Below are 16,520 nucleotides of genomic sequence, written 5' to 3' on the forward strand. Positions count from 1 at the left end.
AAAGGAATGACGAGCATCTTCGGCAAGGAATTGAACATTCGCGGCGTGGGCAAGCGCTATGCCGGCCCGGGCGACGGCGCAGAAGCGCTGCAGGTCCTGCAGGACATCAACCTCGACGTGCCCGCCGGGCATTTCGTCAGCATCGTGGGCGCCAGCGGCTGCGGCAAGTCCACGCTGCTGCGCCTGATCCTGGGGCTGGACGGCGAGTACTCCGGCCAGATCCTGCTGGACGGCGCCCCGGTGCGCGGCGCAGGCCTGGACCGCGGCATCGTATTCCAGGACCATCGCCTGTTTCCGTGGCTGAACGTGGAACGCAACATCGCGGCGGCGCTGCGCAACGCGCCGCTTTCGAAGGCAGAAAAGCGCGAGCTGGTGGCCGAGCACATCGCGCTGGTCGGCTTGCAGGGTTTCGAGAAGTCCTACCCGCATCAGATCTCGGGCGGCATGGCGCAGCGCGTGGCGATCGCGCGCGGCCTGGTCAACCGTCCGCGCGTGCTGCTGCTGGATGAGCCGCTGGGCGCCCTGGACGCGTTGACGCGGTCCCGCCTGCAGAACGAGTTGCAGCGCATCTGGCAGCAGGAGCAGATCACCATGGTGCTGGTCACCCACGATGTGGAGGAAGCCGTGTTCCTGGGCGACCGCGTGGTGGTGATGCAGCCGCGCCCGGGGCGCATCCGCCGCATCGTCGACGTCGATCTGCCGCATCCGCGCAACCGCAGCGATCCGCGCTTCATCCGCCTGCGCGACGACGTGCTGAGCGATTTTCTCGATCCGGACGGGCGCGTGACCCGCCATGAAGAACAGCCGCCGCCTGGCGGCCTGGCGGCGACAGTGGGAGCGTTGCCCGCGTTGGGACGCTTGCGCATGGCCTGGTAGCTCCTTGCGCACAAAAGCAAGCCGGCGGCACGCGCCGCCGGCTTGGTTGGTTCAGGCGTCAGCCGCTCAATCGATCGACGCGCCCGCCACCTTCACGACCTTCCCCAGCCGCGCATACTCTTCCGCGCCGAACTCCGCCAGCGCCTGGCGCGACGTGGGCGCAGGAATCGCGCCCCGAGACTCCAGCATCTTGCGGACTTCCGGCTGTTGCAGCGCGCGGTTGACCGCCGCGTTGAGCTTGTCCAGCACGGCGGCCGGCGTGCCCTTGGGCGCGTACAGGCCGTCCCAGGCAAAGAACTCATAGCCCTTCAGGCCCGCTTCGCTGATCGTGGGAATGTCCGGATTGGAGGCCACGCGGTCCGGCGTCGTCACGCCCAGCGCCCGCAGCTTGCCCGCCGCGATCTGGCCCGACACGTTGGGCATCACGTCGATCATGAACGAGATACGCCCGCCCAGCAGATCGGTCATGGCCGCGCCGCCGCCCTTGTAGGGAATGTGCATGACCTTGGTGCCGGCCATCTGGTTCAACAATTCACAGGCCAGGTGCGAGGACGTGCCATTGCCGGCGGAACCGCAGGTCAGTTCGCCCGGATTAGCCTTGGCGTAGGCCAGCAGCTGCGGCAGGGTCTTGAAGCGCTCGTCCGTGGCATTGACCACCAGCGCCGCCGCAATGACGGTAAAGCGCGAAATCGGCTCGAAGTCCGACGGCGCATAGCCCGGCGACTTGTACAGCCAGTGATTGGTGGCCTGGGTGCCGTTGGTGCCGTATGACAGCGTATAGCCGTCGGGCTTGGCGCGCGCCGCGATCGAGGTGCCGATATTGCCGCCCGCGCCGGGGCGGTTCTCGACGATGATGGACTGCCCGAGTTCGCGCGACAGCGGCTCCGCGACCAGGCGCGCCAGCGTGTCGCCGCCGCCGCCGGCCGCGAACGGCACCACCAGCGTGATCGGATGGTTCGGCCAGTCGGCCTGCTGCGCCTGGGCGCCGGACACGACGGCGGCACAGGCGGCCGCCAGCATGCAATGCAAGATTCTTGAGGGTTTCACGGTTTGTCTCCTGAGGTATTTACGGTACGCGTCCACTGGTTTTTGAATGGTCCGGACGCGCGGGTTGGTATCGATTCGAGGCCCGTCATTCGGGCGGAAGATGGCGGCGGCTGCTCTTGTCGGCCAGCCGCCAGCCGGCGTCCGTCTCCACCAGCACGTCCTGGCATTCGCGGATGGCCACCAGGCGCGGCGCGCCACCCTGTTCATGGGGCACGCTTTCGTAGGCGGTCAGGAAGTAGCCGACGGTGGCGCGCGCGCCGGCCAGCTCGACCAGCCGCAGATTGGTGATGACATGGCAGGTGCTGCGCTCGGGCGCGCGGGCATTCAGGGCTTGCAGGACTTCCTGGCGGCCGGCAAGCCGGCGTCCCTGCCGTTGCCAGACGCCGTCCTCGGCCATCAGCGCGGCCGCGGCCTCGTGACGCCGCGTGTCCAGGGCGTGGAAGAACTCCAGCACCACGGATTCGCAGGCCGTCTTGGCCAGCATGGGCAAAATCGGGTTTTCCATTGCAATCCTCATCCGATCTGGGCGCTGGCCAGCGGCACGTCGGGCCGCTCGAGCAACGCCGGGTCCAGGGCCGCGCGCTGCGCGATCCATTTGCGCAGCTGGCGGAAATCGCGCGCCGCATCCACCGATACGCCAGCCACGGCGCGGCCGCTGGCGTCCAGCGCCACCGACAGCAAGGCGCGCTCCCCTGCCTGCGGCCGCAGCACTTCGCTGCGGGCCAGGCCCGGGAATCCGACGATCTGCACCATGGCGTCGTATTGCTCCGACCAGACGGCGCCGGTCGGCGCATAAGGTTCGCCCAGGCCCAAGGCCGACAGCGCGGCTGCCGTGCCCTGGTCCTGCGCGTTCTGCCACGATTCCATGCGCGCATGGCCGTCCTCGGCCGTCAGCACCGCGACGTCCCCTGCCGCATAGACGTCCGGGGCAGAGGTCCTGCAATACTCGTCGACCAGCACGCCGCGTTCGCAGGCCAGGCCGGCATCACGCGCCAGTTCGTCATTGGCCCGCAGGCCCACGCCCAGCACGATGGCGTCCGCATCCAGACGCGTGCCGTCGGCAAGTTCCGCCACGGGGCGGCCGTCCGCCTGCGCCAGCACCGCGCGCAGGCCGGTGTTCAAGCGCAAGTCCACGCCATGGGCGGCATGCAGCGCGGCCAGGTGCGCCGACACCGCAGGCTGCACGCTGCGGGCGCACAACCGCGCCCCCTGCTCCAGCACGGTGACGGCGCTGCCGGACTGGCGCGCCGTCGCCGCCACTTCCAGCCCGATCCAGCCGCCCCCGACCACGACCAGGCGGCGGCCCGGGCCGAGGCTGGCGCGCAGGCGCAGCGCGTCGTCGCGGGTGCGCAGCACGTGCACGCCGGGACCGTTTACGCCGGGCAGCGCGGGGACTACCGGCCTGCCGCCCATGCACAGGATCAGCTTGTCGTAGGCGATGCTGCCGCCGTCCGAGGTATCCACCTGCCTGTCGGCCACGCGCAGCCGCGTCGCCGCCACGCCCGGCTGGAACTCGATGCGCAGCGCCGCCAGCCGCTCGGCCGAAAACAGCTCGGTGCTTTCGGGCACGGCCTGGCCGCCCAGCACCGCCTTGCTCAAAGGCGGGCGTTCGTAAGGCGCGTGGGGCTCATCGCCCAGCAGCACGATGCGGCCTTCGTAGCCGCGTTCGCGCAAGGTCGTCGCGGCCCAGCCGCCGGCCTGACCCGCGCCGACCACCACGATGGCGCCGGAGTTCATGCGGCTTCCGCCTTCAGGTAGACCGTGCCCGACTCCACCCGCACCTCGTAGCGGCGCAGGTCCGTCGTGACCGGCGGGCATTGCGGCTTGCCGGTGCGGATGTCGAAGACGCCCTGGTGCAGCGGACACTCGATGGTGCCGTCTTCCAGGTAGCCGTCGGCCAGGCTGGCGTTGCCGTGCGGACAGCGGTCCTGCGTGGCGCAGATATCGCCCTGCAGGTTGTAGAGGCAGACGCCCTCGCCTTCATGCACCACGCGCAGGGTGCCGGTGTCGGGGGAAATGTCCGACACCATCGCCACGGGTTTCCAGGTATCCATGCTCACAGCCCCATCGCCTTGCGGTAGTAATCGTAGAAGGAGCGGATCAGCACCTCGGTCACCATGTAGTCGGCGGGCTCGGTATCGCGGCCGCCCATCTCGATGATGCCGCGCTCTTCCGGATAGCCGGTGACGCCGATCTGCACCTGGTTCAGCATTTCGCTGTCGTCCATCGACACGAAGCCGGCCGGACCCAGCAGGTTGGCGTGCTTCAGGCGCAGGCGGGTCATCTCCTCGTCGTCGTCTTCGTAGCCGTAATAGGTGAACACCAGTTCGTGCTCGGTCGGGCTGCGCGGAATGACGTGGCGGGTCTTGAGCGAGTTGGCCTGGATGCCGAACTGCGCGGCCGGGAACACCCACGCGCCGCCGACGCGGCCGCGGTTGAACTCGGCGCGCGGCGTCACGGTTTCGAGGTCTAGCAGTTCGAGGTCGTCGCGGAAACGGCTCATTTCCGTGGTGGCCTCGGTCTTCTTCTTGCCCTCGTTGTGCGACACCATCACGCTGTGCGCGCCGCCGCCGGTGGGGATGCATTCGGACTTGGAGTCCGCGCGCCACAGGCCGAAGGTGATGTAGAAGGTGTGCAGCAGCGTGGCGTGGTACGGATCCTTCAGGTTCTCCAGGTACATCTTCCAATTGCTGGGGATCAGCTGGCGGCTGTAGCCCAGCAGCTTGAGCGGCTTGCCCGGCAGCATGTGGTCGATTTCCGCCAGCACTTCCGGACCGCAATAGTCCTCGAAGCTGGGCGCGTCCTCGGCGAAGGTGGCCCAGATCGAGCCGCCGCGATTCACGCTGCGCAGCTTGCGGATGCCGTTCTGCTTGGGATCGAAGTCGCGCGGCATGCCGCCCTTGCCCATGGCGCCCCGGCGAAACGGCACGCCCTGCAGATTGCCGTTCAGGTCATAGTTCCACTGGTGGTACGGGCAGGTGAAGTCCTCGACCTTGCCGGTGTTCTGCCAGCAGATCTGCGCGCCGCGGTGCGCGCAGCGGTTTTCCAACACGTTGATCTCGCCTTCCGCATTGCGGACCATGACCACGGGGCGGTCGCCGATCCAGTTGCGCTTGTAGCAGCCAACCTCGGGCACTTCGCACTCCAGGCCCACGTAGTTCCAGGTCTTGCCTCCGAAGAAAACGTCCATCTCCTTCTTGAAGATGGCGGGATCGGTGTAGACCCAGTTGGGGATGCGCGTATAGCCTTCCTTGGGCCAGCGGCGCTCGATATGGATGGGAGCCGCCGCCGGAGCCTCTGGCGCGGTGCTGTGGGTACAGGTCATGATGGGTATCCTCGGGGCGGATTCAGATGGGAACGATGAGCGAAGTGCGCACACGGTAGTTGTCGTACACGCAATCGCGGCGGCTGAAGGCCAGGCCCTCGGGCGTTACGCGCACCACGTCCAGATAGCGGCCCACCATGTTCAAGGTGGGCTCGCGGTCGGACAGCGACTCCATCACGGCGAAGTTGGCCTGCGCCACGATGTGGTCGCCCTGCACTTCCAGCACGCGCACGCCGCTGATGAAGTGACGCAGCGAACGCGGCTCGAACATGGTGGTTTCGCGCAAGGCCGTAACGCGGTCACGCACCATGTTCTTGTTCATGCAATAGATCAGGCCCAGGGGCAGGCCGGCGTCATGGTTCTCCCGCGACAGCACCCGGTAATGGCAGTCTTCGGTGAAAAATGCAGGCCAGTCCTCCAGCCGGTCTTCGTCCAGGCAGTAGGCGTAATCGTCATAGAAGTCCCGCAGGCGCGCGCGCAGCGACGGGGTATCGGAAAGCTCGGTCATGGTCATTGCGGATCCAGGTATCGGTTCTAGGAAATCGCGTCCTATCGGGCCGCGGCCAGCTGCGCGCGGTTGCTCTCGAAGCCGCTCTGGCTGCCCAGCGCCAGGATGGGTTCCTGCATGCGCTCCTGCCAGATAAGCGACTCCATGGCGATCTGCAGCGGATGGTCCTGCACCGTCAGCGCGGAGGTGGTTTCCGTGCCCGAGTGATGCGAGTGCATGGCCCAGCCCGGCGCCGACAGGATCAGGTCGCCCGCCTTCCAGTCCAGCCGCGTGCCGTTGACCTTGCTGTAGCCGTTGCCGCGCAGGTAGTAGTTGATGGCCGACGAGCTGTGACGGTGCGGCACATGGTGGTTGTCCGGCGGCGACGAGGAAATCGTCGCGAAGAAGCTGTGCGTGGTGCCGATGCGGCGTTCGGTCGCTGGGTTGTACAGCACGAACAGGCGACGGCCGTTGTAGCCGCGCGCCATGTCCTCGACGCTGGGCAATTGGCGCGACACCGCGGCCCAGGGCCAATGCAGCGCCTTGGATTCCAGCACGTCGATGTCGATCAGCCATTCATAGCCCAGCAGCCAGGCGCCCTCGGGCGTGATCTGCTCGCGCAGCGCCAGGTCGCGCGAACGGGCCGCGTCGGGCGCGCGCGGCGGCACCGGCTTGGTGTTGGCGTCGGCCGGCGGCACGCTGCCCTCGAACTCCTCGACGTAGTGGATCTCCAGCTTTTCCAAGAGCGGCGCGTTGGAATACGACAGGCGCACCCAGGGCGTCTTGCCCTCGTTGCGATAGGAATGCACCTGCATGGCGGGGGTGTTCCAGACGTCCCAATGCCCGACGCGGATGTCACGCCCGGCCACCGTGGCCACGCCCTCGCCGCTGATACAGATCTCCAGCATGTTGGAGTTCTTGCGCAGGTTGAAGGTGCTTTCGCCCGGATTGACCACGTTGATGGTGACGTCCGTTCCCGGGGCCAGGCCCAGGCCCGGCGCCGTGGCTTCCGGGTGCACGATGAGGGAGGCGCGGCGGCCGTTGTCCGGCCGGGGCGCGTCGGTCAGGCGCGCAATCTCGAGATCGATATCCTCCTTGGGGATGACGATGGACGGCCATTTGTTTTGTTCCCGCGGACTGGCGCCGCTGACGTCTACGAACATGTATGTCTCCTCTTGCCGCCGGCGCCCTGCGCCGGCTGTACGGTTATGCGAATTCGGTATCAGGGCTGCGCCAGCAGCAGGTTCTCGCGGGTCTGGGGCGGCAGCGCCACGCCCAGGCCGTGGTCGCGGGCGTGCTCGTACACGACGCGCGCCATCGCCAGGTCGGACAGGCCCATGCCCATGCCCTTGAAGATCGTCAGCCGCGCGCCTTGCGGGCGGCCCTCGCCGGCGGCGAGCAAGTCGCTCAGCACCGCCACGCCCTGCCACGGCGCGCCGTCGGCGCCAAAGCGTTCGCGCAGTTCACGCGAACCGCGGCGGGCGTTCTCCAGGTCGTCCACCACCACGCGGTCCGCGCGTTCGAACACGTCCTGCGCGAATTCGGCCTTGGCCGGCAGGATCGCGCCGACGGCGTTCAGGTGCCTGCAGTCGGCCAGCATGGCCGCATCCACGAAAGGCTCGACGGCGCGCGTGATCAAGGTGACGATCTCCGCGCCGGCCAGCGCCTGTTCCAGGCTGGCCGCTTCCTCGACCTCGAATCGATACTTGCCTTGCACGCTGGCGACAAAGGCGCGGCGCTTCTCCGGCGTGGGGCTGTAGACGCGCACGCGGCGCAGGTCGCGCACGGCGGCCAGCGCGGCCAATTGGGTGACGGCCTGCGGACCAGTGCCGATCAGCGCGGCACAGGCGGCGTCGGCCGGCGCCAGCGCGCGCGTGGCGACTCCGCTGATCGCCGCGGTGCGCAGCATGCCCAGCGCGCGCGCCTCGATTACGGCGCGCAGGAATCCCGACTCGGCGTCGAACAGGCTGAACAGCGAGCCTCCGCCGCTCTTGGTATGGACCCAGGTCTTGAAACCCGCGTAGCCGCCGGCGCCGGTCTGCACCGAACCCAATGCATGCATCGAGCTGCCGTCGCCCCAGGTCGCCAGCGCCTTGGGCAGGTTGCGCGCCTGTTCGCGCCCTTGCGCGACCAGCATGGCATGCAGGGCTTCGATCGCCTTGGGAATATCCAGGACCGAGACCACGTCCCGTTCCGTCAGGTACCGCAGCGCATCAGACATGCGCGTCTCCTTGTTCGTCGGCGGCGGGCTCGTCCGCCACTGTGTTGACCAGCGTCCCGATGCCGGGAATCTCGACTTCCAGCGTGTCGCCGGCGCTCATGAAGCGTGGCGGCTTGCGGCTGGAGCCCACGCCTTCAGGCGTGCCGGTAGCGATCACGTCGCCCGGCGACAGGCGGGTGAAGCTGCTGATGTAGGCGATCAGCTCGGGGATGGGGAAGATCAGGTCGGACACCTGGCCGTGCTGCATGACCTCGCCATTGAGGCGGGAAATGACTTCCAGGCCGGCCGGGTCGCCGATCTCGTCGGCGGTGACCAGGCAGGGACCCAGCGCGCCGCTGCGCTCGAAATTCTTGCCCGGCGTCACCTGCGCGTTGTGCTTCTGGAAATCGCGCACGGAGTTCTCGGCCATGCAGGTGTAGCCAGCCACGTGCGCCAGGGCGTCCTTGGCGGCGATATGGCGACCGCCTTTGCCGATCACCACGGCCAGTTCGGCCTCGTAATCGAAGCGATCGGAGGCTTGCGGCTTCCACACCGCCTCGCCGTGGCCGACGAAGCTGTCTGCAAAGCGCGCGAACAGCGAGGGGTACGCCGGTAGTTCGCGTCCGGCCTCGGCCACATGGCGGCCGTAGTTCAGGCCCACGCAGAGAATCTTGCGCGGCGCCACGACCGGGGGCAGCAGGCGCAGCCCGGCCAAGGGCATACAGGGCTGGCCGGCCGTCTCCGCGGCGCGCGCAATCTGTTCCACCCCTGCCTCCAGCGCCGCGACCATGTCGGGCCAGACCTGGGTCAACGCCACGACTTCGGCGCCGCGCACCACGCCCCAGGCGCTACGGCCTGCCTGAACGAAGCTGACGAGCTTCATGTTGTCTCCTGTGCTTGCGGCGGCTTATGGCATGCATTGACGGATTTCTTTGCATGCATTTGTCGCCTTAACCGCACTTGAATCGCTGTTTTTCCGAATTATTGCATGCAATTTTGATAAATCGCAAGGTCATAAAGGTTTTTTTCTTGACTATTGCATGCAATTTTGACGGTACACTGAAAGCCCTCACAGACCGGAACCAGCCCCCCTCCTCTCTATGGCCGCACAAATCGATAAAGTCATTTCCGAACTCCGGGACATGGTGCTTTCGGGCGTCCTGCAACCCGGAGAACGCGTGGTCGAGTTGCAGTTTTCAGCGCGCCTGGGCGTGTCGCGCACCCCGTTGCGCATTGCCCTGACCGAGCTGGAAAAAGAGGGCCTGCTGGAACGGCTGCCTTCGCGCGGTTTCCGGGTACGGGCGTTTACGGTGGATGAAATCGGCGACGCGGTGGACGTGCGCGGCGTGCTCGAGGGCATGGCCGCCCGCCTGCTGGCCGAGCGCGGCGCCTCGCAGGACGTGCTGGACCGCCTGTCGCAAGCGGTGGAAGAAGGACGCGCGCTGCTGGCGCCCGCCCGCCGCGATCCCAATACCACGGTGGATGCGCGCGCCTGGGGGCAGATCAATCGGCGCTTTCACGAGATCCTGTGCGAAGCCGCGGGCAACCGCGCGCTGTTGTCAGCGCTGGAACACAACAACAAGACGCCGCTGGCCGGCCCGGCCGCGCTGACCCTGCCGTCCACGCCGTCGTTGCTGGAAACGCCGTTCGTGCTGCGCGCGCAGGCGGACCACGAAGACCTGCTGCGCGCCATCACGCGCCGCGAAGCCGTGCGCGCCGAAAACCTGATGCGCGAACACGCCTACCGCAGCCGCGAAAACAAGCGCGTGCTGCTGGAATCGCTGCGCGGCGCCCTGCCCGCGCAGCCCGGACTGTCGGACGTCAGCGCATAAACAGGACCCTACGGCATGCAATCCATTCCTGACCTTTCCACCCAGGCGCTGATCTCGCGCGACCTGGTCGCCGCCCTGCGCCGCGACGCGCCGCTGGTGCAGTGCCTGACCAATTTCGTTTCCATGAACACCGCGGCCAACGTGCTGCTGGCCATGGGCGCCTCGCCCGCCATGGTGCACGCGCAAGAAGAAGCGCCCGAGTTCGCGCGCGTCTGCGGCGCGGTCGTGATCAACATCGGCACCCTGTCCTCGCCCTGGCTGGACAGCATGCTGCTGACCGCCGCCTCGGCCAACGAAGCCGGCATACCTTGGGTGCTGGATCCGGTGGCGCACCATGCCACCGCATTCCGCCGCGACGCTGTGCAGCGCCTGCTGGACTTGCGGCCCGCCATCATTCGCGGCAATGCCTCGGAGATCATCGCGCTGGCCGGCGGCCAAAGCGCCAGCAAGGGCGTGGACTCGCGCGACGCGGTCTCGCAGGCGGAGCAGTCCGCGCATGCCATCGCCGCCCACCGCGGAACCGTTGTGGCAGTGACGGGCGAGACCGACTACGTCACGGACGGCACGCGCGCCGTCCGCATCGTGGGCGGCTCGCCCTTGATGCCGCGCGTCACAGCCACCGGCTGCGCGCTGACGGCGGCCGTAGGCGCCTGCGCCGCAGTATCCAGGACTGACCCGTTTTCCGCGGCAGTCGCCGCCCTGTCGTGCTTCGCCATCGCGGGGCGGCGCGCCGGCGCACAGGCGGAAGGACCCGGATCTTTCGCGTGGCGCTTCCTGGATGCGCTGGCGGCTTTGGATGCGGACGACCTCAGCGGCGAATCGCCGCTGCGCTAGGCGGGACACCGCGGCATCCGCTCATGTCACGGGCGGGTCACACACTGTCCCCAGAATTTCTTTCCTTCAAACCCGGAGGAAAGACGGTGAAGCCGAATCTAGGAAAGATCCTTGCGATGTCCGCCAGCGCCGCGCTGCTGGCGGGCCTGGCCGCCTGTGGCGGCGATGATGACGACGATGACGCGCCGCAGACGCCGCCGCAGGCGAGCGTGCCCCAGGGTTCCACGCTGGACGTGGCCATCCTCGGCACCACCGACCTGCATGCCAACGTGCTGGGCTACGACTACTACAAGCTGGCCGAGGACAAAAGCTACGGCGTGGACCGCACGGCCACGCTGATCGCCAATGCCCGCAAAGAGAACGCCAACACCCTGCTGTTCGACAACGGCGACACCATCCAGGGCACGGCCCTGTCCGATTACCAGGCGCTGGTGGCGCCGGTGCAATGCAGCGACATGCTGGCGATTTACAAGCAGATGAAGCTGCTGGCCTATGACGCGGCCACGCTGGGCAACCACGAGTTCAACTACGGCCTGCCCTTCCTGTCGCAAGTCACGAATACGGACTTCGGGCTGGCCGGCATCGGCAAGGGCACGGCGCAGACCAATTCCGCCGGCGCCAAGGACTGCGCAGCGCCGGGCTTTCCCTTCGTCTCCGCCAACGTGGTGTCTGCCGCCAGCAAACAGCCCATCTTCAAGCCCTGGGTCCTGCTGAACAAGACCTTCAAGGCCACCGACCCCAACGGCAAGCAGATCGAGGTCGCGCTGAAAGTCGGCGTGATCGGCTTTGCGCCCCCGCCCATCCTGCAATGGGACAAGGCCAATCTGGAAGGCCACGTGGAAGTCGCCGGCTGGAAGGAATCGGCGCAGCGCTACGTGCCGGAAATGCGCGCGGCCGGCGCGGACCTGGTGGTGGCATTGGCGCATGGCGGCATCGACATGCTCACCGAGTACAGCCCGGCCATGGAGAACGGCGCCGGCTACCTGAGCCAGGTGGCCGGTATCGACGCGCTAATCACCGGCCACCAGCACCTGCTGTTCCCCGACACCAATGCCAAGTCGCAATTCGCGGGCCAGCCCGGCATAAATCTGGAGAAAGGCCTGATCAACGGCGTGCCGGCGGTGCAGGCCGGCCAATGGGGCAACAACCTCGGCCAGATCACGCTCAAGCTTGCCTATGACAAAGGCTGGCAGGTGCAGAAGGACGCCACGCGCGTGCAGCGCATCTCCACGCGCCTGACCGCGCAGAACGGCGCCACGCCCGCGACCTACGTCGAACCCGATGCCGCCGTGCAACAGCTGGTGCAGGCTGAACACGCCGCCACCATTTCCTATGTCAAAACGCCCATCGGCCAGAGCCGGTTCGACATGGCGACCTATTACGCGCTGGCGGGCGACGTGTCGGCGCTGCAGATCGTCAACATGGCGCAGATCGATTATCTGACGGACTACATCGCCAAGAACAAGCCGTCATACGCCGCCCTGCCCATCCTGTCGGCGGCTGCGCCCTTCAAGGGCGGACGCAACGGTCCGGGCGACTTCACCTACGTAAAGCAGGGCAACATCGCCATCAACAACGCCGCCGATCTCTACCTGTACCCGAACACCTTGCAAGTGGTGCGGGTCAGCGGCGACATCGTGCGCCAGTGGCTGGAGAAGACTGCCGAGCAGTTCAGGCAGATCGACCCGGGCCAGGTCGCGCCGCAGGACCTGATCGACACGGGCTTCCCGACCTTCAACTTCGACGTGCTGTATGCCGCGGGCAATGCCCTGCGGTATGAAATCGACGTCACCCGCCCCAAGGGCTCGCGCATCACGAAGCTGACGTACCAGGGCGCGCCGCTAGACCCCGCCGCGCAGTTCCTGGTGGTCACGAACAACTACCGCGCCAGCGGCGGCGGCGACTTCCCCGGCCTGGCCGGCGGCAAGGGAGACATCGTGCTGCAAGCCCCGGACGCCAGCCGCGACGTGCTGATCAGCTACATCAGGAAGCACCCGGACCTGGATCTGGCGACCTACGGCCTGGACCGCAGCTGGCGCTTTGCGCGGGTGGGCGCCCTGGCCGGTCCGGTGGTGTTTTCGTCGGTGCCGGGCACCCTGGCCATGGCCGCGGCGCATGGCGTGGACAACGTCACGGTGCACGACGCCACGCCCGACTCCGTGACCCAGTTGTCGCGCTACGCGGTGGACCTCAGCCGCTAAGGCTGGCGGTAGTACACGCAGATGCGCCGGCCGCCGATCTCGTGCACCTCGATCGGCAGCTCGTAAAGTTCGCTCAGGACCTCCGGCCGGACCAGTTCGGCCGGAGTCCCCTGATGCGCGATGCGCCCCGCCCGCATCGCCACGATGCGGTCCGCGTATGTGGACGCGAAGTTGATGTCGTGCAGCACCAGCACCACCGTCTTGCCCAGCTCGTCCGCCGCGCGCCGCAAGGTGCCCATCATGGCGACCGCGTGCTTCATGTCCAGGCTGTTCAGGGGTTCGTCCAGCAGGACGTAGCGCGTGTCCTGGCACAGCACCATCGCCACGAAGGCGCGCTGGCGCTGCCCGCCCGACATCTCGTCCAGGTAGCGGTCGGCCAGCGGCTCCAGGTTCAGGTAGGCGATGGCGCGGTCGATGTGGGCCTTGTCGTCCAGCGTCAGGCGGCCGCCCGTGTGCGGATAGCGGCCGAACGCGACCAGGTCCCTCGCCGTCAGCCGCAACGGCAAGTGATTATCCTGCCGCAGGATGGCCAGGCGGCGGGCCAGTTCGCGGCTGTCGGCCCGGGTCACGTCCAGCCCCTCGACCAGCACGCGGCCCGCCGACATCGGCAGCAGCCGGCTGACCATGGACAGCAGCGTGGACTTGCCCGCGCCATTGGGACCGATGATGGCCGTCACGCCCCCCGCGGGCAGCGACAGGCTGACGTCGTCGACCACCACGCTGTCGCCGTACTGCTTGCTGACTTGCTGGATCTCTATCATCGGCGCCCCCTGCGCAGGATCAGGACGAGGAACATCAGCCCGCCCAGGAATTCGATCACCACGCTGACGGTGGTATTCAGGCCCAGCACGCGTTCAAGCAGTGTCTGGCCGCCCACCAGGAAGATCACGCTCAGCAGCACGGCCGCTGGAACCGTGTGGCGGTGCCGGTCGGACCCCATGGCCTGATAGGCCAGGTTGCTGACCAGCAGGCCGAAGAATGTCACCGGCCCCACCAGCGCGGTGGACACCGACACCAGCACCGCGATGGCGGCCAGCGTCAGCATCAGCGTGCGGCGATAGTCCACGCCCAGGTTCACCGCAATGTCGCGGCCCAGCGCCAGCACGTCGTAGCGACGCCGCATGCGCCACACCAGCAGCGACGCCGCGCACACCGCGGCCAGCGCGATCGGCAACAGGCCCACACGCACGGTATTGAAGCTGGCGAACATGCGGTCCTGCAACACCAGGAATTCATTGGGGTCGATCAGCCGCACCACGAAGTTGGACAGGCTGCGAAACAACAGGCCGAAGATGATGCCCACCAGCATCATCAGGTGCAGGCTGCGCACCGCGTCCGAAAACAGCCAGCGGAACAGCAGGCAGGCGAACGCCGTCATGGCGCCGACCTCCAGCAGGAAGGCGGCCACCGGATGGCTGGCGGCCGTGGCCGCCTGGCCGAAGCCGAACACCACCACGGCCTGTATCAGCAGGTACAGGGCGTCAAAGCCCATGATGGCCGGCGTCAGGATGCGGTTGTGGGTGATCGTCTGGAACAGCACCGACGACACCGCCACGGCATAGGCCACCAGCAGCATCGCCGCCAGCTTGGCGCCGCGGAACGGAATCACGAAGGACCACTGGCCGTTAGCGCCCAGCGTCATGAAGGCGATGGCGCAGATCAGCGCAAGAGCGCCCAGCAGCCACAGACGCCAGGTTTGCGGCGCACGGACCGGCGCCGGCGCGGAGATGGCGAGTTCAGCCAAGCCGGTTCCTCCGCGTGCGCAACAGCCACAGGAACAGGATGCTGCCCAGCACGCCGACCACAGTGCCGATGGGAATCTCGTAGGGATGGATCACCAGCCTGCCGATGACGTCGCAGGCCAGCACGAACACGCCGCCCAGCACCGCCACCCAGGGAATGGAGCGACGCATGTTGTCGCCCAGCACCAGGCTGACGGCGTTGGGCACGATCAGGCCCAGAAAGGGTATGCCGCCCGCCGTCACCACCACCACGGCCGAAATCGCCGACACGATCAGCAGTCCGGCCAGCGTCAGCCGCGCATGGTTCAAGCCCAGGTTGGCGGCGAACTCGCGGCCCATGCCGGCCACGGTGTAGCGATCGGCCGCCGCGTAAGCCGCGCAGGCCAGGCCGAAGCCTATCCATAGCAGTTCATAACGTCCCCGCAGCACGCCGGAAAAATCGCCCGTGGTCCAGGCGTGCAGCGACTGCAGCAGGTCGTAGCGGTAGGCGACGAAGGTGGTGGCGGCGTGGATCACCCCGCCCAGGATCAGGCCGATCAGCGGCACGATGAAGGGCGTGCGCAGCGGCACGCGCTTGAGCAGCGCCAGGAACAGCAGGGTGCCCGCCAGCGCAAAGCCCGTGGCCGTCAGCATCTTGCCGATCACGGGCGTATCCGGCGCCAGCAGCGTGACCACGAGTATGCCCAGTGTGGCGGACTCCACGGTGCCGGCCGTGGTGGGTTCGACGTAGCGGTTGCGCACCAGCATCTGCATGATGAGCCCCGCCACCGCCAGCGACATGCCGGCCAGCAGCAAGGCCAGCGTGCGGGGAATGCGGCTGACCATCAGCAGGCGCCAGGCGCGCTCGGCCTCGTCGCCATTGCCCCACAGCGCGGACAGGCTGAGCTGCCCCGCGCCCAGGCTGACGCTGGCCGCGCACAGGGCCAGCAGCAAGCCCACTGCCGCCGCCAGCCCGCCCCAACCGCCTATCGACTGCCGCCAACTCACCCGCGATTACTCCCGCCGCTCACGCATCAGGCTTTACTTGCCCGCGGCCAGCGCGGCCGCGATCTCGTCCACGTTCTGCTGCATGGCGGTCAAGCCCGCGCTGCCCAGCAGGTACCAGTTGTAGCCGTTCAGGTACACCACGCGCTTGTTCTTCCAGGCCTTGGTCGGACGCACCAGCTCGTTGTCCAGCATGCGCTGGGCCGACACGCCTTCACGGCCGATGGCGGCGTCGCGGTCGATCACGAACAGCCAGTCGGGGTCGGTCTGGGCGATGAACTCGAACGAGATCGCCTGGCCGTGGTTCGACACGCTCAGCCCCGTCGTCGCCGGCTTGATGCCGAAGGCGTCGTGGATCACGCCGAAGCGCGAACCCGGACCGTAGGCGCTCATCTTGCCGCCAGTGGTCAGCACGATCAGCGCGGTGCCGGCGTTGGCCGCCTTGCCGTTCAGGTCCGCGATCGAAGCGCGCAGGGCGTCGAGCTTGGTCTTGGCGACATCCTGCTTGCCGTAGATGGCGGCCAGCGTTTCGGTGTTGCGCGTCACGCTGCCGACCAGGTCCTTCGCATTGACCGTCAGGTCCACGGTGGGCGCCAGTTTGGCGAGCTCGTCGTACTTGGGCGCGGAGCGGCCCGCGACGAAGATGAGTTGCGGCGCGGCGGCGTGGATCACCTCGTAGTTGGGCTCGAACATCGACCCCACCTTCAGGTAGCGCTGATCGGCATACTGGCTGAGCTGCGGCGGCCACTTGGCCACCGTCGGCACGCCCGCCACGTTTACGTCCAGCGCATGCAGGGTGTCCAGCACGGCCAGGTCCATCACCACTGTCTTCGCCGGGTTGGCCGGCACGGCGGTTTCGCCGCGCGCGTGCTTCACCGGCACCGTCGCCTGCGCGGCGCATACCGCCGTGGCGGCGCCCAGGACCAGCGCGGCCCCGGCCTGCATCGCCCAACGCCGGACGCGGCCTGCCTGCATTTGCTTCTTCATGCGTA

The 16,520-nt window shown here is 67.6% G+C and carries 17 protein-coding genes; 4 read left to right on the forward strand and 13 right to left on the reverse strand.

The annotated features are described in order from the left end of the window. The first annotated feature begins 6 nt into the window (after nt 1–6). A complete protein-coding gene (locus tag IB259_RS08215) occupies nt 7–876 on the forward strand; it encodes an ABC transporter ATP-binding protein (protein WP_125470670.1) in 870 nt (289 codons plus the stop codon). Between the two features lie 66 nt (nt 877–942). Here the strand turns inward: IB259_RS08215 and IB259_RS08220 are convergent, their stop codons facing one another. The 9 genes from IB259_RS08220 to IB259_RS08260 all read right to left on the reverse strand — a co-directional run bounded on the left by IB259_RS08220 (nt 943) and on the right by IB259_RS08260 (nt 8,818). Next, entirely contained in the window at nt 943–1,896 is a 954-nt protein-coding gene (locus IB259_RS08220) for a tripartite tricarboxylate transporter substrate binding protein (protein ID WP_119451245.1), read from the reverse strand. A gap of 112 nt (nt 1,897–2,008) precedes the next feature. Beyond that, complete coding sequence (locus tag IB259_RS08225; RefSeq protein WP_054456194.1) at nt 2,009–2,428, reverse strand: nuclear transport factor 2 family protein; 420 nt, start codon at nt 2,426–2,428, stop codon at nt 2,009–2,011. 8 nt (nt 2,429–2,436) lie between these two features. Further along, nucleotides 2,437–3,660, reverse strand: a complete 1,224-nt coding sequence (locus IB259_RS08230; RefSeq protein ID WP_192328519.1) for an NAD(P)/FAD-dependent oxidoreductase — start codon at nt 3,658–3,660, stop codon at nt 2,437–2,439. Further along, the gene (locus IB259_RS08235) at nt 3,657–3,977 is read right to left on the reverse strand and encodes a non-heme iron oxygenase ferredoxin subunit (RefSeq protein ID WP_054456189.1); all 321 of its coding nucleotides are present in this window, start codon (nt 3,975–3,977) and stop codon (nt 3,657–3,659) included. The genes IB259_RS08230 and IB259_RS08235 overlap by 4 nt, the downstream gene beginning before the upstream one ends. A 2-nt stretch (nt 3,978–3,979) precedes the next feature. Further along, nucleotides 3,980–5,248, reverse strand: a complete 1,269-nt coding sequence (locus tag IB259_RS08240; protein WP_054456187.1) for an aromatic ring-hydroxylating dioxygenase subunit alpha — start codon at nt 5,246–5,248, stop codon at nt 3,980–3,982. Between the two features lie 22 nt (nt 5,249–5,270). Then, nucleotides 5,271–5,762 (reverse strand): aromatic-ring-hydroxylating dioxygenase subunit beta, encoded by a 492-nt coding sequence (locus IB259_RS08245; RefSeq protein WP_054456184.1) that lies wholly within the window; start codon nt 5,760–5,762, stop codon nt 5,271–5,273. A gap of 35 nt (nt 5,763–5,797) precedes the next feature. Further along, on the reverse strand, nt 5,798–6,898 hold the full coding sequence (locus IB259_RS08250) for a cupin domain-containing protein (RefSeq protein ID WP_054456182.1): 1,101 nt from the start codon (nt 6,896–6,898) through the stop codon (nt 5,798–5,800). Nucleotides 6,899–6,957: 59 nt separating this feature from the next. Continuing rightward, nucleotides 6,958–7,956: an ornithine cyclodeaminase family protein gene (locus IB259_RS08255; protein ID WP_054456180.1), complete on the reverse strand. Its 999-nt coding sequence runs from the start codon at nt 7,954–7,956 to the stop codon at nt 6,958–6,960. Next, nucleotides 7,949–8,818 carry a fumarylacetoacetate hydrolase family protein gene (locus IB259_RS08260; protein ID WP_175162197.1) on the reverse strand — a complete coding sequence of 290 codons (870 nt, stop codon included), beginning with the start codon at nt 8,816–8,818 and terminating at the stop codon, nt 7,949–7,951. Before IB259_RS08260 ends, IB259_RS08255 begins: the two co-directional genes overlap by 8 nt. A 217-nt stretch (nt 8,819–9,035) precedes the next feature. On the opposite strand from IB259_RS08260, the gene IB259_RS08265 reads away from it, so the two are divergent. The 3 genes from IB259_RS08265 (at nt 9,036) to IB259_RS08275 (ending at nt 12,802) form a co-directional block, all read left to right on the forward strand. Next, nucleotides 9,036–9,767: a GntR family transcriptional regulator gene (locus IB259_RS08265; RefSeq protein WP_088141226.1), complete on the forward strand. Its 732-nt coding sequence runs from the start codon at nt 9,036–9,038 to the stop codon at nt 9,765–9,767. A 15-nt stretch (nt 9,768–9,782) separates the two neighbouring features. Then, nucleotides 9,783–10,601 (forward strand): hydroxyethylthiazole kinase, encoded by an 819-nt coding sequence (thiM, locus tag IB259_RS08270; RefSeq protein WP_192328522.1) that lies wholly within the window; start codon nt 9,783–9,785, stop codon nt 10,599–10,601. Nucleotides 10,602–10,717: 116 nt separating this feature from the next. Further along, nucleotides 10,718–12,802 carry a 5'-nucleotidase C-terminal domain-containing protein gene (locus tag IB259_RS08275; protein WP_175162184.1) on the forward strand — a complete coding sequence of 695 codons (2,085 nt, stop codon included), beginning with the start codon at nt 10,718–10,720 and terminating at the stop codon, nt 12,800–12,802. On the opposite strand, the gene IB259_RS08280 is transcribed toward IB259_RS08275, so the two are convergent. Genes IB259_RS08280 through IB259_RS08295 form a run of 4 tightly spaced genes read right to left on the reverse strand, consistent with a single transcriptional unit; the run spans nt 12,799 to nt 16,515 of the window. Beyond that, nucleotides 12,799–13,563, reverse strand: coding sequence for an ABC transporter ATP-binding protein (locus IB259_RS08280; RefSeq protein WP_119451240.1), 765 nt, complete (start codon nt 13,561–13,563; stop codon nt 12,799–12,801). The genes IB259_RS08275 and IB259_RS08280 overlap by 4 nt on opposite strands. Then, the gene (locus IB259_RS08285; protein ID WP_175181406.1) at nt 13,560–14,546 is read right to left on the reverse strand and encodes an iron chelate uptake ABC transporter family permease subunit; all 987 of its coding nucleotides are present in this window, start codon (nt 14,544–14,546) and stop codon (nt 13,560–13,562) included. The genes IB259_RS08280 and IB259_RS08285 overlap by 4 nt, the downstream gene beginning before the upstream one ends. Further along, nucleotides 14,539–15,531 (reverse strand): ABC transporter permease, encoded by a 993-nt coding sequence (locus IB259_RS08290; RefSeq protein ID WP_054456168.1) that lies wholly within the window; start codon nt 15,529–15,531, stop codon nt 14,539–14,541. Before IB259_RS08290 ends, IB259_RS08285 begins: the two co-directional genes overlap by 8 nt. A gap of 33 nt (nt 15,532–15,564) precedes the next feature. Beyond that, on the reverse strand, nt 15,565–16,515 hold the full coding sequence (locus IB259_RS08295; RefSeq protein WP_082401124.1) for a siderophore ABC transporter substrate-binding protein: 951 nt from the start codon (nt 16,513–16,515) through the stop codon (nt 15,565–15,567). Nucleotides 16,516–16,520 lie beyond the last annotated feature (5 nt).

This window comes from Achromobacter sp. ACM04, from assembly GCF_014851465.1.
Lineage (GTDB): Bacteria > Pseudomonadota > Gammaproteobacteria > Burkholderiales > Burkholderiaceae_B > Achromobacter > Achromobacter aegrifaciens.

What these genes read in the sequence shown, in the direction of transcription:
- IB259_RS08280 (WP_119451240.1), bottom strand. Translation starts at nt 13,563, where the DNA reads ATGATAGAGATCCAGCAAGTCAGCAAGCAGTACGGCGACAGCGTGGTG.
- IB259_RS08235 (WP_054456189.1), bottom strand. Translation starts at nt 3,977, where the DNA reads ATGGATACCTGGAAACCCGTGGCGATGGTGTCGGACATTTCCCCCGAC.
- IB259_RS08250 (WP_054456182.1), bottom strand. Translation starts at nt 6,898, where the DNA reads ATGTTCGTAGACGTCAGCGGCGCCAGTCCGCGGGAACAAAACAAATGG.
- IB259_RS08295 (WP_082401124.1), bottom strand. Translation starts at nt 16,515, where the DNA reads ATGAAGAAGCAAATGCAGGCAGGCCGCGTCCGGCGTTGGGCGATGCAG.
- IB259_RS08265 (WP_088141226.1), top strand. Translation starts at nt 9,036, where the DNA reads ATGGCCGCACAAATCGATAAAGTCATTTCCGAACTCCGGGACATGGTG.
- IB259_RS08215 (WP_125470670.1), top strand. Translation starts at nt 7, where the DNA reads ATGACGAGCATCTTCGGCAAGGAATTGAACATTCGCGGCGTGGGCAAG.
- IB259_RS08225 (WP_054456194.1), bottom strand. Translation starts at nt 2,428, where the DNA reads ATGGAAAACCCGATTTTGCCCATGCTGGCCAAGACGGCCTGCGAATCC.
- IB259_RS08255 (WP_054456180.1), bottom strand. Translation starts at nt 7,956, where the DNA reads ATGTCTGATGCGCTGCGGTACCTGACGGAACGGGACGTGGTCTCGGTC.
- IB259_RS08260 (WP_175162197.1), bottom strand. Translation starts at nt 8,818, where the DNA reads ATGAAGCTCGTCAGCTTCGTTCAGGCAGGCCGTAGCGCCTGGGGCGTG.
- IB259_RS08240 (WP_054456187.1), bottom strand. Translation starts at nt 5,248, where the DNA reads ATGACCTGTACCCACAGCACCGCGCCAGAGGCTCCGGCGGCGGCTCCC.
- thiM (WP_192328522.1), top strand. Translation starts at nt 9,783, where the DNA reads ATGCAATCCATTCCTGACCTTTCCACCCAGGCGCTGATCTCGCGCGAC.
- IB259_RS08245 (WP_054456184.1), bottom strand. Translation starts at nt 5,762, where the DNA reads ATGACCATGACCGAGCTTTCCGATACCCCGTCGCTGCGCGCGCGCCTG.
- IB259_RS08220 (WP_119451245.1), bottom strand. Translation starts at nt 1,896, where the DNA reads ATGCTGGCGGCCGCCTGTGCCGCCGTCGTGTCCGGCGCCCAGGCGCAG.
- IB259_RS08230 (WP_192328519.1), bottom strand. Translation starts at nt 3,660, where the DNA reads ATGAACTCCGGCGCCATCGTGGTGGTCGGCGCGGGTCAGGCCGGCGGC.
- IB259_RS08275 (WP_175162184.1), top strand. Translation starts at nt 10,718, where the DNA reads ATGTCCGCCAGCGCCGCGCTGCTGGCGGGCCTGGCCGCCTGTGGCGGC.